Here is a 15,610-nt window from a genome sequence, read left to right as displayed (position 1 = left end):
ATAAGAAACGTGATTAATACACGTCTTTCTGATAGCGGTTTGCGCTACGCAAATCTTTTAAATATTGCTCTGCGTCTTCATTGCTCTTGCCTGTGTTTTCTTTAACGATATCAACCAAGGCGTTGTGTACATCTTTTGCCATGCGATTTGCATCGCCACAAATATAAAAGTGAGCGCCGGCTTCTAACCACTCAAACACGTCTTTACTGTTACTGCGTAATTTGTCTTGTACGTATACTTTTTCTGCTTGGTCACGGCTAAATGCAACATCTACTTTGTTAAGTAAACCCGATTTTAAATAACCCTGTATTTCTACTTGGTATAAAAAGTCTTGAGTGAAATGTGGGTTACCAAAGAACAACCAGTTTTTGCCTTGCGCTTCACGCGAATCACGCTCTTGTAAAAATGCACGGAACGGCGCAATACCCGTACCAGGACCAACCATAATCACCGGTGTATCATCGTTAGTTGGTAGGCGGAAATTGTCGTTGTGTTCGCTAAATACTTTAACTTTACAACCTTCTTCTGCACGACGAGTTAAGTAACCAGTACAGCCACCTAAATGCTCGCTATCAAATGCATCAAACTGCACTAGACCTAGTGTTAAGTGTACTTCGTCTTCAACTTCGCTTTGGCTAGATGCAATTGAGTACAAACGAGCTTGTAGTTTACGTAGGCAATCTACTAATGTTTGCGCATCAATTTTTGCTGGATTTTGGCGAATCACATCAAATATTTGGCGAGGTTCAATATACGCACGCATTGCAGCTTTATCTTCTACAAGCTTTAATAATTCAGGCGTACCTGTTGCTGTTGCGTATTTTTCTACAAAACCTGGGTACGACTGAGTCAGCTCTAGTTTTTCAATAAGTGCATCGCGTACGCTTAGCTCTTCATCACCTACTTTTACAATGCTTGTTGCATCAATTTGAGTAAGTGTAAGTACTTCATCAACTAATACATCGTCATTTAAAAAGTACACACCTAATGAATCACCAGGCGTGTAAGTAATGTCAGAACCTTCAAGCGAAATTTCAACATGGCGTACATCTTTAGTTGAGTCGCGACCGGTAATTTTTTGAACAGTTAATAGCTCTGCTTCAAATGGATTTTGTTTTGTATATTGGCTTGCTGCAGAGGTTGGAGCGCCAAATGGCATTGATACAACTTGACCACCAGCGGCCTCTTGTTGCGCTTTTAAATCAGGTTCGAATGCGTCAATTGCGCCCGCAATCCATGTTGCAGCTTCTTCTTCATAATCTACATCTAAATCAGCACGTTGATATATGGTCTGTGCACCTAGTTTATTTAAACGCTCTTCAAAGTCTTTTGCTGTTTGGCAGAAAAACTCATAGCTAGAATCACCTAAACCAATAACGGCTATTTTTACATCGTCTAGTTTTGGTGCTTTTTTAGTTGCTAAAAATTCATAGAGTGTTTCTGCGTCTTCTGGTGGCTCACCTTCACCGTAAGTAGATACAACGATGGTTAAAAACTTTTCTTTTTTCAGGGCTGTTGGTTTGTAATCTGACATGCTAACCAATTTAACCGCTAAGCCGCGCGACTCAGCCTGCTCTTTCATTTTGCTTGCTACGCCTTTTGCGTTACCCGTTTGCGAACCATATAAAATAGTTAGCGCTGCAGCATCTCCTGCAGCCGGTACGCCAGCAGTAGGAGCACCTAATGCAGCTGAGTTAGCATTTGCGGCTAAGTAACCACTTACCCATGCTTGTTGAATTGGATTAAGCTCAGCCACTAAACCTTGCAGCTTTTGTACTTGATCTTGCGATAGCGGGCTTGCCGCAGCATTTAGTTGACCTAACAACATGAATCGATTCCCCATAACCCTGAAAATTAAACACAACACACTTTGTGTATTGTTAAAAATGAGTTTTACCTCATCCAGAGTGTATCTGTTGAGGTTTTCTAAGTATGCAGGATAACGGGCTAAGCATAGATAAAAAAAGAATAGAATCTGCTTTGATATTCCATTTAGTTATTAATTTATAAAAATACCTTCAAAAACAGATTAAAGACTTATTATTGCTTTTTACTGCACTTTAAATTAACAATTTTGTAACCTAACTAATGTAGGGTATATTCTTCATTCAAAATAAAAATAGGAACAACTATGTTACACGGGAAATATAAAAATAAACTACTTAGTACCGCTTTGTTACTTGGCTCATTACCTGTAATGGCCAATGTAGCTAATGGCGGATTTGAACAATGGTCAGGTAATACACCTAGCTCTTGGAGCACTATTGATAGCGGAATCAGCTTAACGCGCTCAACTAGTACAGTTAAAAGCGGTAGTAGCTCTGCTGCTGTCAATGTAACAACAGGATCGCAAAGTAACACTGATTTACTACAACAGGTTGCTGTAGAAGCGGGTAAAACCTATAACTTTTCGGCTGATGTTTACCACACCGAAGGTAAAATTAAAGCGCGCTTATATGTAGATGGCTATCAAGGCTATTCAAATCAAGCACAAACTAACCAATGGCAAACAATTAGCCATAGCTATACAGCAAGCAGTGATAAAACAATTAGTGTTGGGCTTAGGTTTTACGATGTAAGTGGATTTGATGGCAGCGAAACCGTATACGTAGATAACTTTTTACCAAATACTGATGGCAACGCATCAACAAGTTGCACCGACAATAGCCTTACTTTAACGCTTAACACCGATAATTACGGTAGCGAAACTAGCTGGGCCGTTAATAATAATCAAGGTAGCGCTGTTGCTAACGGCAGTGGTTACGCATCAAACACTCAGTATGATGAGCAAATATGCCTAACTGATGGTACTTACACACTTGTTATTAGCGACAGTTACGGCGATGGTATGTGTTGTTCAACAGGTAGTGGCAGTTATGCGCTTAAGCAAGGCTCTACCACACTTGCTAGCGGTGCAAGTTTTAATAATACAGACAGCACGGCATTTACTTTAGGTAGTGGCTCTGGTGATGGCGGCGGGACTAACCCAACACCCACTGGCTACTATGTTACTGCTCAAGGGTTATCAGGTTATGCACTAAAAACTGAGCTTTATAATATTATTAAAGATCATAATGCACAGGGTTACTCGGCTATTTGGAATTTTTACGACTCATCTGCACGTGATAAATACTTTGAAAACGATAACAGCATTTTAGATATGTATAGCGAGAAACCAAACGGCTCAGATAGCTACAATTATACTGCGGTGAGTGACCAATGTGGTAACTATAGTGGAGAAGGCGGCTGTTACAACCGTGAGCATTCATTTCCTAAAAGCTGGTTTGGCGGCACTATTGAGCCAATGAACTCAGATGTGCATCATATTTACGCAACCGACGGTTATGTAAACTCAAAACGTAGTAACTTCCCATTTGGTGAAGTAGCAAGCGCTTCATTTACATCAACCAACGGAAGTAAATTAGGCTCTGCCGCAAGTTCATTAAATTACTCAGGTACTGTATTTGAGCCAATTGACGAATTTAAAGGTGACTTTGCTCGCGCTTATTTTTACATGGCAACGCGCTACGAAAATGTAATAGGCACTTGGCAAACCAAAACGACCTCAAGTAATGCAGTGCTTAATGGTTCAAGCAACCAAGTGTTTGAAAGCTGGGTTGTAGCCATGCTGCTTGACTGGCATAACAGCGATCCTGTAAGCCAAATGGAACTTGACCGTAACCAAGCAGCCTTTGAATTTCAAGGTAATCGTAACCCGTATATCGACCATCCTGAATTTGTAGAAATGGTTTGGTAAAAGTTAGCAGTTAAAACATAAGCCTTTGCAATTGCAGAGGCTTTTAACCTTTAGTGTGTAATATTTTTGAAGGGATTACCTCACCACTTAACGTATTTTCAATAAAAACACTCTTTTAACAACCACTAAGACTAAAGGATAATAACCTGCCATTAACACTATTCCCCGCTATAAAAAGTGATCAAACTCCTTAAAATAAAAAACAAGCCATTGATTTATAGTAATTTTAAATCATTTTGTGTAGTTTTATAATTTTTAACGTAAAGCTGATTGTCAGATTAACTGTATTAAAAACAACCATGCACGACCTTTTGCCTATACATAGCAGCCTAAAAGCTGATCTACCCTGCATATTCAATATTCATTTGCTTTAACAAAAGCCGTATTTATTTGATTAAGCAACAATGTTGCAGGAGAACGCATGCAAACTACACCACCCGGTGATGCACCATCAAACACGCACAAGAATGCTCAAAGCTACGAGCAGCTTCACAAACCGAGTTCAGAGTTTAATACTCGCGACGAGTATCTCGAACATGAATTACAGATTATGCAGCCTAAACGCTGGCGTCCTAATTTACCGTTTAGAGATTACCGATTTGAATTTGAAGACACCATTCCAGCAATGGCGGGCACTATTGGTAAAGTCGTTATGGTGGGTGCTATTGCGGCAACATTTGCAGCGCCTCTTGGATTAAGCGATGCCTTTGTTTTAGAAAATGTACGTTATGAATTACTCATTGTTTCTATTTTTATCATTTTATTTTCAGGCTTTATTTTACCCACGGCCAACTTAGCCGGTACTCATGGCCCGCTTATTCCGTTAATTCCTATTGTAGTTGCTGCTGGCGGTCACCCTATGGCGTTTGGCTTACTCATTGGTGCCTTTGGTTTTATTTTGGCCATAACCAAGGGAGGAAGTATGCTCGCGCGCCTAACCAGTAAAGGTGTATGTGGCGGGCTACTCATTTATTTAGGTTTTATTGGTACTATTTCGCAGGTTAAAAAGCTGTTTGCCTGGGCTGAGGCCATTGATATGGCGCATATTGCGTTTATTGTTATTTTAGCCACCATTTTATTGTATGCACTGTTAGAGCACTTTAAAAAGCGTTGGTTAGCCGTGCCGTTAAGCTGCCTTATTGGTGGTGTGGTTGCCTTTGCTCTAGGTGCACCGTTTGAGTTTCATACAGCTCCCGGTTTACCAAATATGAACCCCGCTTACTGGTGGGGCGAAAACACGGGTTGGATGCTTGGCCTGCCAACGCTTGAAAGCTTTGTGGTTGTACTCCCATTTGCAGTGCTCGCCGTTGCTATGTGGTCACCTGATTTTTTAGGTCATCAAGTATTTCAAAAAATAAGCTATCCGCAACGTACTGAAAAAGTACAAATGAATATCGACGACACCATGCTGAGCGCATCGGTTAGACAAACATTTGGCTCACTTGCTGGTGGTGCTAACTTTACCTCATCGTGGGGAACCTACATTGTACCTGCTGCTATTGCTAAACGCCCTATTCCGGCTGGCGCCATTTTAACAGCCGTATTTTGTATTATTGCTGGTTTATGGGGTTACCCAATGGATTTAGCCATTTGGCAACCTGTGCTTTGTGTAGCGCTTATTGTAGGTGTGTTTATTCCGCTACTTGAAGCTGGCATGGAAATGACGCGCGAAGGCAAAACAACGCAATCAGCCGCTATTGTGGTATTTGCCTCAACCTTAGTTAATCCGGCTTTTGGTTGGTCGCTTACTATGCTACTTGATAACCTAGGGCTTATTGGCTGTAAAGAACGTAGCGCAGAGCTAACTAAAATGAGCCGCTGGGTGATTCCACTTATTATGTTTTTGCTACTTACTACTGTAATGGCAATTGTAGGCATGTTACCTGGTATACCTGCGTTAATGGCTGACTTTAGACATTAAGCCTTAGGTACTGAACCTAATATTTACCCACAAAAAAGCACGGCAATTGCCGTGCTTTTCAATACGTGATTTTACTATATACAAGTTAAACAATTACTGCCAAGGGCGCTCAGCTGCTAGTTGTTTTTCAAACGCATCAATCTGTGGGTTTAGTGTTTCGGTTACACCAATAAAATCTAAGCCACTTAATAGACGCTCTTTTACGTCTTTACGAATATCAAAACTAATTGGTGCAAACTTACTGCTTGTTAGTGTTTGATTTTCAAGGTCGATTTCAATGTTAATATCGTCGTGCTGCTCGCTAAGTACAAACAATTGCTCAAGCGTGTCGGCAGGTAACGCAATGGCTAACATTTGGTTGTTACCACAGTTATTAAAAAAAATATCAGCAAAGCTTTCAGCTAAAATAACTTCAAAACCATATTGCTTAAGTGCCCATGGCGCGTGCTCACGAGATGAGCCACAACCAAAGTTGTCGCGCGTTAATAATATTTGCGCGCCTTGGTAGCATGGGCGATTTAAAATAAAGTCAGGGTTTGGCTCACCGTTATCTAGGTAACGCCAATCATAAAACAAGGCAGCATCAAAACCTTCGCGGCTAGTTGATGTTAAAAACTGCTTAGGAATAATTTGGTCAGTATCTACATTGTTTTTATCAAGTGGAGCCATTAAGCCACTAAAAAATACGCTCATTATGCTTCTCCTCTAATATCAACAAAGTGACCATGTATTGCAGCGGCTGCAGCCATTGCAGGGCTAACTAAATGGGTACGCCCGCCACGACCTTGACGACCTTCAAAGTTACGATTAGAAGTAGATGCACAACGCTTGCCTGCTTCTAGGCGGTCATCGTTCATCGCTAAACACATAGAACAACCTGGTTCGCGCCATTCAAAGCCTGCGGCTTTAAAAATATCGGCTAAGCCTTCGTCTTCAGCTTGTTTTTTAACTAAGCCAGAGCCCGGTACAATTAACGCCTCTATGCCGGCTACAACTTGCTTGCCTTCAACAATTTTTGCAGCTGCGCGTAAGTCTTCAATACGGCTATTAGTACATGAGCCAATAAATACCGTGTCTACTTTTGCGCTTGATAATTTATCGCCCGCTTTTAAGCCCATGTATTTAAGTGCGCTGCGAATGGCATCGGCTTTAATTAAATCTGGTTCTTTATCTGGATCAGGTATGCACTCATCAACACCAATTACTTGCTCTGGGCTTGTGCCCCAGGTAATTTGTGGCTGAATGTCGTCAGCATTTAGCTCAACAACTAAATCAAAGTGTGCGCCTTCGTCTGTTTTTAAGGTTTCCCAATATTCAACGGCTGCATCAAAATCTGCGCCTTTAGGTGCAAACGGACGACCTTTTAAATAATCATAAGTAATTTGGTCAGATGCAATTAAACCCGCTTTTGCACCCATTTCTATGCTCATATTACATAGCGTCATACGGGCTTCCATTGAAAGCGCTTCAATGCCTGCACCACAAAACTCTGCTACATAGCCTGTGCCACCAGCAGTACCTAACTTGCCAATTACCGCCATAATTAAATCTTTAGCCGTAACTGTTGGACGCAATACACCGTTAATTTGAATTTTTAACGATTTCGCCTTTTTTTGCTGTAGCGTTTGCGTTGCTAATACGTGCTCAACCTCAGACGTACCAATACCATGCGCTAATGCGCCAAACGCACCATGCGTAGAAGTATGGCTATCGCCACATACAATGGTTGTACCTGGCAAAGTAATACCTTGCTCTGGGCCCATTACGTGGACAATGCCTTGGTTAATTGAGTTTAAATCGTAAAGTACAATACCAAACTCTTTACAGTTTTTATCAAGCGCCATTAATTGGTTTTTAGATACTTCGCTTGCCGCATCAAGTGATCGGCTTTTAGTCGATACGTTATGATCCATCGTTGCGAAGGTTTTTTCTGGGCAACGTACAGTACGGTTTTTTTCACGTAGACCTGCAAAAGCCTGCGGAGAAGTAACTTCATGCACTAAATGGCGGTCAATATAAAGTAAGTCGGTTTGCTCATTTATGCTGGCAACGGTATGTGCTTGCCAAATTTTGTCGTATAACGTTTGGGCCACTTGCTAATTCCCTAATCTGTTTGAGTTGCAGCATAACGGTGCTGCAACTTTAATATGTTATTAAATGCGTGAAACGATAGCGGCTGCCACATCGCTTGTGCTGTAACCGGCATTTGGATATATATCTGGCGTGCCTACACCTGCTTCAACGGCTTCTGCTACTGCTTTTTCAATGGTGCGCGCAGCTTCGTCTTGCCCTAGCGAGTAACGTAACATTAATGCGGCACTTAATATTTGTGCTATTGGGTTTGCAACGCCTTTACCTGCAATATCTGGTGCTGAACCGCCTGCTGGCTCATACAACCCAAAACCCGATTGATTCAAGCTTGCCGAAGGTAATAAGCCCATTGAGCCTGTGATCATCGCGCACTCATCTGACAAAATATCGCCAAATAAGTTATCGCAAAGTAGTACGTCAAATTGGCTAGGCTGTTTAACTAACTGCATAGCGGCGTTATCTACGTAAATGTAATCTAGGCTTACTTCTGGGTAGTCTTTGCTTACTTCGGTGACTACTTCGCGCCATAATACGCTTGATGCAAGTACGTTTGCTTTATCAACAGAGGTAACATGGTTACTACGTAGTTTTGCAGCTTCAAAAGCAAAACGAGCAATACGTTCAATTTCTTTACGCGAGTATGTTTGCGTATCAAAAGCAGCTTCTTCAGCGCCTTCGCCGCTACGGCCTTTTTCGCCAAAATAAATGCCGCCGGTTAGCTCGCGCACACATAAAATATCAAAACCTTTTTCGCTAATATCAGCGCGAAGTGGTGACGCTGCACTTAATGCAGGTAATAACTGTGCAGGGCGCAGGTTACAAAACAAACCAAAGTGCTTACGAAGCGGCAATAACGATGCGCGCTCAGGCTGCTCGTTTGGTGGTAGGTTTTCCCATTTAGGACCGCCTACCGAACCAAATAAAATAGCGTCAGCGTTTTCACACGCTGCAAGTGTGCTCTCTGGTAATGCTTTACCAAATTCATCAATTGCTGCGCCACCAATTGCATAATGCTCACGGTTCAGGGTAAAACCAAACTTATTGCTCACAGCATCAAGTACTTGTTCTGCTGCTGCCATCACTTCTGGACCAATACCGTCGCCAGCTAATACGGCAACGCTGTAGTTTGTTTTACTCATCCTGCTTTCCTTTGTTGTTTTAAATCAGACACTTTTTGTGCACGATAAATTAAGTTATAAACACGGATCATGGCGCGTACCGACGCTTCAACCACATCCGCTGCAATGCCCGCACCGTGGTAAGGTCGGCCATCGTATTTAGCTATAATATTTACTTGGCCTAATGAGCTTGCACCTTGACCTGTCGCTTCTAAATTATATTCAATCATTTCAACGCTCATACCGGTTAAGCGCTCAATAGCTGCAAACGAAGCTTCTACTGGGCCATTACCTGTCGCGGCTTCTTGTTTAGCTTCGCCATCAATTCGCATTCCAATGGTAGAGCTTGCTACCGATTGTGAGTTAGAGGCTGAGTTAACAAATTCTAATTGGTATTTTTCGTCTTTGTCGTTAATTTGATTAAAGTAAATCATCGCCTCAAGGTCGTAATCGTATACGGTGCCTTTTTGGTCAGCCAACTCAATAAAGCTTTTATATAAGCCATCCATATCGTAATCAGATTTTTGATAGCCTAACTCTTCTAGGCGATGCTCAATAACATGACGACCCGAACGCGAAGTCATATTTAATTGGTTACTTGGCACACCCACGCTTTCTGGCGACATAATCTCATAAGTATTTTGCGCTTTTAATACACCGTCTTGGTGAATGCCAGAACTATGCGCAAAGGCGTTTTCGCCAACAATCGCTTTATTTGGTTGTACTGGCATATTACAAATTTTAGCCACTTGACGAGATGCGCGGTAAATTTCTTCACTTTTAATATCTGTGTATACTTTTAAATGGTCTTTGCGCATTTTCATGATCATTGCCACTTCTTCAAGCGAGCAGTTACCAGCCCGCTCACCAATGCCATTGATAGTACACTCAATTTGGCGTGCACCCGCTTGTACAGCGGCCACAGAGTTTGCTACTGCTAAACCTAAATCGTTGTGGCAATGCACACTTAAACGCGCTTTATCAATATTTGGCACGTTATTCATTAAATGGCGGATCATTGCGGCGTACTCATCTGGCGTTACAAAACCAACGGTATCTGGCAAGTTAATAGTAGAGGCACCGGCGTTAATTGCCTGTTCAACAATTTTACATAAATCCCAATGCGGCGTACGACCGGCATCTTCACACGAAAATTCAACATCATCAGTATAGTTACGCGCCAATTTAATTGATTTAACAGCCATAGCCGTTGCATCATCTAGGCTCATACGTAATTTATGTTCAAGGTGCAAAGGGCTTGTAGCAATAAAAGTATGAATACGGCTTTGCTGAGCTGTGCGAAGTGCTTCGCCACAGGCTTCAATGTCTTTAGCAACAGAGCGTGCCAAACCACAAATAATCGGGCCTTTTACTTCGGTTGCAATACGTTGCACCGAGCGAAAATCAGCAGGGCTCGAAACTGGAAAACCCACTTCCATCACATCCACATTCAAGCGGCTAATTGTATGCGCTAATTGAATTTTATCATCTTCAGTAAGGCTTGCTTTAAGCGCCTGTTCGCCATCACGTAAGGTGGTATCAAAAATCCATACTTTATCTTGCTCTTGCATAACTGCCCCTCATTCCTATGTTACCCAAATTTCAATTAATCCCAGCCGCGAGATAAAAAAAACCCCGCAATTGCGGGGTTTTTAGTGTTCAACTCGATGCAAACACACTAATCCCCGCTCACTGACCATAGCAGTAAGAGGTTAAGTTTTAGTGTAATTAAACGAATAATATGCATCTTGTTTTCTTGTGTGTGTGTTCAGTGAAGCCTATTTTTAACATTACAAAGCGACGGAAGCAAGCATAAAAATTCCACAAAACAGATTTAAAAACGATTCAATTGGGTTTTTTAATTCAACCAAGGCACCTATTAAGAATTAAAATAACAAATACATGACTAGTGACGCTTAAATTAATAAGCACTGCAATATACCGTGCTTATATTAACTTTTTACAATTTTTTTAAGCTATGCTTCTTTACTCGTTTCTCTTACGTAATGCCCGGCTCCACGAGTAATATAACGCAGCTGCCAAATAACGCGCTCAATCAATTCGTCGCGTTGCAATCCTTCTATATCGAGCGCCTCTGCACCCGCATTAAATACGAGCGTTACCATAGATTCCGCCTGAATATAGGCATGCATAGCATTACATTTAGTTTCGCTTTCTAGATAGTGAGCCAACTCTAAAATAAAATGCTTTACCTCGCGCGCTACTGCGGCTCTAAATGCTTTAGAAGTCCCAGAGCGTTCTCGCAGCAACAACCTAAATTGGTTACTTGAGTTATCAATAAACTCCATAAAAGTAACCACTGAGGTATTTATAACACTGCCGCCATCGTTTGCTATTCGTCTGCGAGCTTGACGCATTAGTTGGCGAAGGGTTAAACCGGCTTCGTCTACCATGGTTAAACCTAGCTCATCCATGTCTTTAAAATGACGATAAAAAGAAGTTGGGGCAATACCAGCTTCTCGTGCTACTTCGCGTAAACTTAAATTCGAAAAACTATGATCAGCACTCAGCTGATTAAATGCCGCTTGAATTAACGCCTGTCGTGTTTTTTGTTTCTGTTGTGCTCTAACACCCGACATCAACAGCTCCCTGAATTATTTTATATGAATATTTAGTGATATTAGCTCAATTGTCCAGTCTAATACTTGACGACAAGAGTTTGAAATACTATTTTAGCTTACAGTTGTACGCTGAGATTGAGAATTATGAATAAACCACCGATTATTTGGACAAACGTCCTATTTTTTAGCCTAACCTTTTTGGCGGCTGCCACACTTGTACCTTGGTACGCCATTAGCTACGGATTTACCAGCGCGCATTGGATTGCTTTTGTAGGCTGCATGTTTTATGCAGGCTTATCAATTACTGCCGGCTACCATCGATTATGGGCACATAAAACCTATAACGCACACCCTGCAGTTGAATTTATTTTTGCGCTTGGCGGTGCTTTTGCGCTGCAAAACAGTGCATTGCATTGGAGTAGCGATCACCGTATACATCACGGTCAAGTTGACGACCCAATAAAAGACCCTTACGCGGCGACCAATGGTTTTTGGTATAGCCATATCGGATGGATGTTACGTGACTACCAAGGCGATAGCTACGGTGATTATAGTAATTGTCGTGATTTACAGCGCAATAAAATAGTTATGTGGCAACACAAACATTACTTAAAGCTTGTGATTGCTATGAACGTAGGCTTGCCTCTAGCACTTGGTTTATTGGTTGGTGATGTGTGGGGGATGTTAATTCTTGCAGGTTTACTACGCTTAGTACTGAGTCAACACTTTACCTTTTTTATAAACTCAGTTGCACATATTTGGGGCTCTCGCCCATACACCGAAAAAAATACGGCACGTGATAACGGCTTTTTAGCGTTATTTACATACGGTGAGGGGTATCACAACTTCCACCATATTTTTGCAAGCGACTACCGTAACGGTATTAAGTGGTTTCATTACGATCCAACAAAATGGATGATTCGCTCTTTAGCAGCTGTTGGTTTAGCCAATAAGTTAAAGCGTACTCCTGTTGAACGTATAGAAAAAGCGAAGGCCGAAACGCTCATGAGCAAAACGCAAACGCGCCTTGCAAAATTGCCTTTAGCACAAGATAAGATTACATTATTACAACAAGAGTACGATTTACTGCTGAAAAAACTGCAAAATTATTGTTCACTACAAAAACAAGTGTTAGAAGTTAAAAAAAATAACATGGCAAAGCAGTGTGAACGCTCAGCATTAATGGCACAATACCATGAGTTGGAAGCCGCCTGGGAAAATCAAAAACAGGCATGGCTAGCACTTAATGCGAGGTTATTAAAAGCCTCTTTTAATTAATTTAGGAGTGGCTGTGGCCAAACAACCAGAACAAAAAAAAGTACCCGTGACATACCAATATGATGCAATAATTATTGGCACGGGTCCTGGCGGTGAAGGTACCGCCATGAACCTTTCAAAAAACGATAAAAAAGTAGCGGTTATTGAACGCCAAGAATCAGTTGGTGGCGGTTGTGTACATTGGGGAACAATTCCTTCAAAAGCGCTTCGCCACTCTGTTAGCCGCTATATTGAATACAAAGCAAATCCGTTATTTAATGTTGGTGAGCGCCCTAGCCGCTTAACATTTCCTGATATTTTACGTCACGCAAGTTCTGTTATTTCTAAGCAATCTAATTTACGTAGTAGCTTTTACGATCGTAACCGCATTCATATGTTTCAAGGTGATGCGAGCTTTGTAGATAAGCACACAATTGAAGTAAAACGAAATGATGGTTCAACTGAGCGACTGACTGCTAAAACGATTGTTATTGCAACGGGTTCACGCCCTTATCGCCCACCAGAGGTAGATTTTACGCATTCTCGCATTTACGAAAGTGACACAATACTTGGCCTTGAGCATGACCCTCATCGTGTACTGATTTATGGTGCAGGTGTAATTGGTTGTGAGTACGCGTCAATATTTAAAGGTTTAGGCGCTAAAGTTGATTTGGTTAATACACGCGATCGACTACTTGCTTTTATGGATGCAGAAATATCTGACGCACTTAGCTATCACTTTTGGAATAGCGGTATTGTTATTCGCCATAACGAAGAGTTTGACCGAATTGAGACGCGTGACGACTGCGTTATAATGCATTTAAAATCAGGTAAACGCGTAAAAGCTGACTGTATTTTATTTGCTAATGGTCGTACTGGTAACACTGACACACTAAATCTTGAAGCCATTGGCTTAAAAGCCGATAGCCGTGGTCAATTAAAAGTTAACGAAACATACCAAACAGAAATTGATAACGTTTACGCTGTAGGTGATGTAATTGGCTATCCAAGCCTTGCAAGTGCTGCGTTTGACCAAGGTCGTATAGCTGCTGATGCAATTGCATGTGGTAACTGCGATGACAGGCTGATTGTTGATATTCCGGCTGGTATTTATACCATTCCAGAAATGAGCTCAGTAGGTAAAACCGAGCAAGAGCTTACAGCCGCTAAAGTACCGTATGAAGTTGGCCGTGCTCAGTTTAAGCATTTGGCTCGCGCGCAAATTGCTGGTACTGAAGTAGGTAGTTTAAAAATATTATTCCACACCGAAACCAAAGAAGTACTTGGCGTACATTGTTTTGGCGAACGTGCCTCTGAAATTGTTCACATTGGCCAAGCTATTATGGAACAAAAAAATGGTGGCAATAATATCGACTACTTTGTAAATACCACATTTAACTACCCGACCATGGCTGAAGCCTACCGTGTTGCGGCATTAAATGGCTTAAATCGCTTATTTAAATAAGTAGTTTTAAAAGCCTTTATAAATAGGTAACAAAAAACCCGCAACTTAGCGGGTTTTTTACTTTTAAACAGTTTTAAAGCTCGTTTAAGTGACTATTACTTATGGTACTTAGCACTTAGCTCATGTACTGCATTAATAAATACGCCAGCATTTTCAGGGTCTACATCTGGTGTAATGCCGTGGCCTAAGTTAAACACGTGGCCATTGCCTGTACCAAAGTCTTCTAAAATAGTGCCGACTTCTTGGCGAATACGCTCTGGTGTACCGTGTAACATAGATGGGTCCATATTACCTTGTAGAGCAACTTTATCACCCACGCGGCGCTTAGCGTCGCTGATATTAATAGTCCAATCAAGACCGATTGCATCACAGCCTGTTGCTGCAATAGCTTCAATCCATTGACCACCATTTTTAGTGAACAAAGTAACCGGTACTTTACGACCGTCGTACTCACGAATTAAGCCATCTACAATTTTATGCATGTATTGTAATGAAAACTCATTGTAATCGCGCGGGCTTAATACACCACCCCATGAGTCAAATACCATTAGCGATTGCGCGCCTGCTTTAATTTGAGCATTTAAGTAATCAATAACTGAATCAGCTAGCTTATCTAGTAATAAATGAAGTGTTTGGGGCTCTGCAAACGCCATTTTTTTGATTTTACCAAATACTTTGCTGCTACCGCCTTCAACCATATACGTTGCTAGTGTCCAAGGTGAACCAGAAAAACCAATAAGTGGTACTTCACCTTTAAGTTCACGACGAATAGTGCTTACTGCGTTCATTACGTAGCCAAGCTCGTCTGTAGGGTCTAACTTTGGAATTTTTTTAACATCAGCAAGAGATGAAATAGGACGTTCGAACTTAGGGCCTTCGCCAGTTTCAAAGTAAAGACCTAAACCCATCGCATCTGGAATCGTTAAAATATCACTAAATAATATAGCGGCATCTAACGGGTAGCGACGTAGTGGCTGCAGTGTTACTTCACATGCAAGCTCAGCATTACGGCACAGGCTCATAAAATCGCCCGCTTGTGCACGTGTAGCGCGATACTCTGGTAAATAGCGTCCTGCTTGGCGCATCATCCATACCGGAGTTACATCAACAGGTTGTTTTGCAAGTGCACGTAAATAACGGTCGTTTTTTAATTCGCTCATGGCGTAAATGATCCTAAGACTTGTATAAATTGTGCAAGATTGTACCACCATATTCTCCGACCCTCTATTGCTTAGGGACGAAAACAGCTTTACCTAGAGGTAGATCAATAGAATAGAGTTTTTTAATCCATTTTGACTATAAAATAAACAAAAATAAATAACATTTAAAACTTTTTATTAATATGTTTGCAACATTACAAAAACCTTGTTATTGTTTGTCCCGCGTTAACAAAAACAACAATAAAAATCTTAAAACAAT

General features: G+C 41.3%; 11 protein-coding genes. 4 read left to right on the top strand and 7 right to left on the bottom strand.

Going from position 1 to position 15,610, the window contains the following annotated elements:
• Nucleotides 1-13: 13 nt before the first annotated feature.
• Nucleotides 14-1,828: an assimilatory sulfite reductase (NADPH) flavoprotein subunit gene (locus tag H5159_RS16670; RefSeq protein WP_182780689.1), complete on the bottom strand. Its 1,815-nt coding sequence runs from the start codon at nt 1,826-1,828 to the stop codon at nt 14-16.
• 303 nt (nt 1,829-2,131) lie between these two features.
• Between H5159_RS16670 and H5159_RS16665 the strand changes: the two genes are divergently transcribed.
• Together H5159_RS16665 and H5159_RS16660 are read left to right on the top strand one after the other, a co-directional pair.
• On the top strand, nt 2,132-3,757 hold the full coding sequence (locus H5159_RS16665) for an endonuclease (RefSeq protein ID WP_182780688.1): 1,626 nt from the start codon (nt 2,132-2,134) through the stop codon (nt 3,755-3,757).
• 421 nt (nt 3,758-4,178) lie between these two features.
• Nucleotides 4,179-5,678 (top strand): DUF3360 family protein, encoded by a 1,500-nt coding sequence (locus tag H5159_RS16660; RefSeq protein WP_182693233.1) that lies wholly within the window; start codon nt 4,179-4,181, stop codon nt 5,676-5,678.
• A 93-nt stretch (nt 5,679-5,771) separates the two neighbouring features.
• On the opposite strand, the gene leuD is transcribed toward H5159_RS16660, so the two are convergent.
• The 5 genes from leuD to fabR all read right to left on the bottom strand — a co-directional run bounded on the left by leuD (nt 5,772) and on the right by fabR (nt 11,487).
• Nucleotides 5,772-6,371, bottom strand: coding sequence for a 3-isopropylmalate dehydratase small subunit (leuD, locus tag H5159_RS16655; RefSeq protein WP_002961095.1), 600 nt, complete (start codon nt 6,369-6,371; stop codon nt 5,772-5,774).
• Entirely contained in the window at nt 6,371-7,771 is a 1,401-nt protein-coding gene (leuC, locus tag H5159_RS16650; protein WP_182682468.1) for a 3-isopropylmalate dehydratase large subunit, read from the bottom strand. The genes leuD and leuC overlap by 1 nt, the downstream gene beginning before the upstream one ends.
• Nucleotides 7,772-7,831: 60 nt before the next feature.
• On the bottom strand, nt 7,832-8,908 hold the full coding sequence (gene leuB / locus H5159_RS16645; protein WP_002961092.1) for a 3-isopropylmalate dehydrogenase: 1,077 nt from the start codon (nt 8,906-8,908) through the stop codon (nt 7,832-7,834).
• Nucleotides 8,905-10,458: a 2-isopropylmalate synthase gene (leuA, locus tag H5159_RS16640; protein WP_002961090.1), complete on the bottom strand. Its 1,554-nt coding sequence runs from the start codon at nt 10,456-10,458 to the stop codon at nt 8,905-8,907. The genes leuB and leuA overlap by 4 nt, the downstream gene beginning before the upstream one ends.
• Before the next feature lie 405 nt (nt 10,459-10,863).
• On the bottom strand, nt 10,864-11,487 hold the full coding sequence (gene fabR / locus H5159_RS16635) for an HTH-type transcriptional repressor FabR (protein ID WP_002961087.1): 624 nt from the start codon (nt 11,485-11,487) through the stop codon (nt 10,864-10,866).
• 126 nt (nt 11,488-11,613) lie between these two features.
• On the opposite strand from fabR, the gene H5159_RS16630 reads away from it, so the two are divergent.
• Nucleotides 11,614-12,747 (top strand): fatty acid desaturase, encoded by a 1,134-nt coding sequence (locus H5159_RS16630; protein ID WP_008138662.1) that lies wholly within the window; start codon nt 11,614-11,616, stop codon nt 12,745-12,747.
• Nucleotides 12,748-12,760: 13 nt separating this feature from the next.
• Nucleotides 12,761-14,191, top strand: coding sequence for a Si-specific NAD(P)(+) transhydrogenase (gene sthA, locus H5159_RS16625; RefSeq protein WP_007378904.1), 1,431 nt, complete (start codon nt 12,761-12,763; stop codon nt 14,189-14,191).
• 95 nt (nt 14,192-14,286) lie between these two features.
• Here sthA and hemE read toward each other — a convergent pair whose 3' ends face one another.
• Nucleotides 14,287-15,351 (bottom strand): uroporphyrinogen decarboxylase, encoded by a 1,065-nt coding sequence (hemE, locus tag H5159_RS16620; RefSeq protein WP_002961084.1) that lies wholly within the window; start codon nt 15,349-15,351, stop codon nt 14,287-14,289.
• Nucleotides 15,352-15,610: the final 259 nt, after the last annotated feature.

The sequence above is a fragment of the Pseudoalteromonas sp. SG43-1 genome (assembly GCF_014164415.1).
Lineage (GTDB): Bacteria > Pseudomonadota > Gammaproteobacteria > Enterobacterales > Alteromonadaceae > Pseudoalteromonas > Pseudoalteromonas distincta.
Note: the sequence above shows the minus strand (reverse complement) of the source record. Positions and strands in the feature narration are given on the sequence as shown.

Excerpts from the sequence above, each read along its gene's own strand:
- H5159_RS16670 (WP_182780689.1), bottom strand. The coding sequence starts at position 1,828 with ATGTTGTTAGGTCAACTAAATGCTGCGGCAAGCCCGCTATCGCAAGAT.
- H5159_RS16665 (WP_182780688.1), top strand. The coding sequence starts at position 2,132 with ATGTTACACGGGAAATATAAAAATAAACTACTTAGTACCGCTTTGTTA.
- H5159_RS16660 (WP_182693233.1), top strand. The coding sequence starts at position 4,179 with ATGCAAACTACACCACCCGGTGATGCACCATCAAACACGCACAAGAAT.
- leuD (WP_002961095.1), bottom strand. The coding sequence starts at position 6,371 with ATGAGCGTATTTTTTAGTGGCTTAATGGCTCCACTTGATAAAAACAAT.
- leuB (WP_002961092.1), bottom strand. The coding sequence starts at position 8,908 with ATGAGTAAAACAAACTACAGCGTTGCCGTATTAGCTGGCGACGGTATT.
- leuA (WP_002961090.1), bottom strand. The coding sequence starts at position 10,458 with ATGCAAGAGCAAGATAAAGTATGGATTTTTGATACCACCTTACGTGAT.
- fabR (WP_002961087.1), bottom strand. The coding sequence starts at position 11,487 with ATGTCGGGTGTTAGAGCACAACAGAAACAAAAAACACGACAGGCGTTA.
- H5159_RS16630 (WP_008138662.1), top strand. The coding sequence starts at position 11,614 with ATGAATAAACCACCGATTATTTGGACAAACGTCCTATTTTTTAGCCTA.
- hemE (WP_002961084.1), bottom strand. The coding sequence starts at position 15,351 with ATGAGCGAATTAAAAAACGACCGTTATTTACGTGCACTTGCAAAACAA.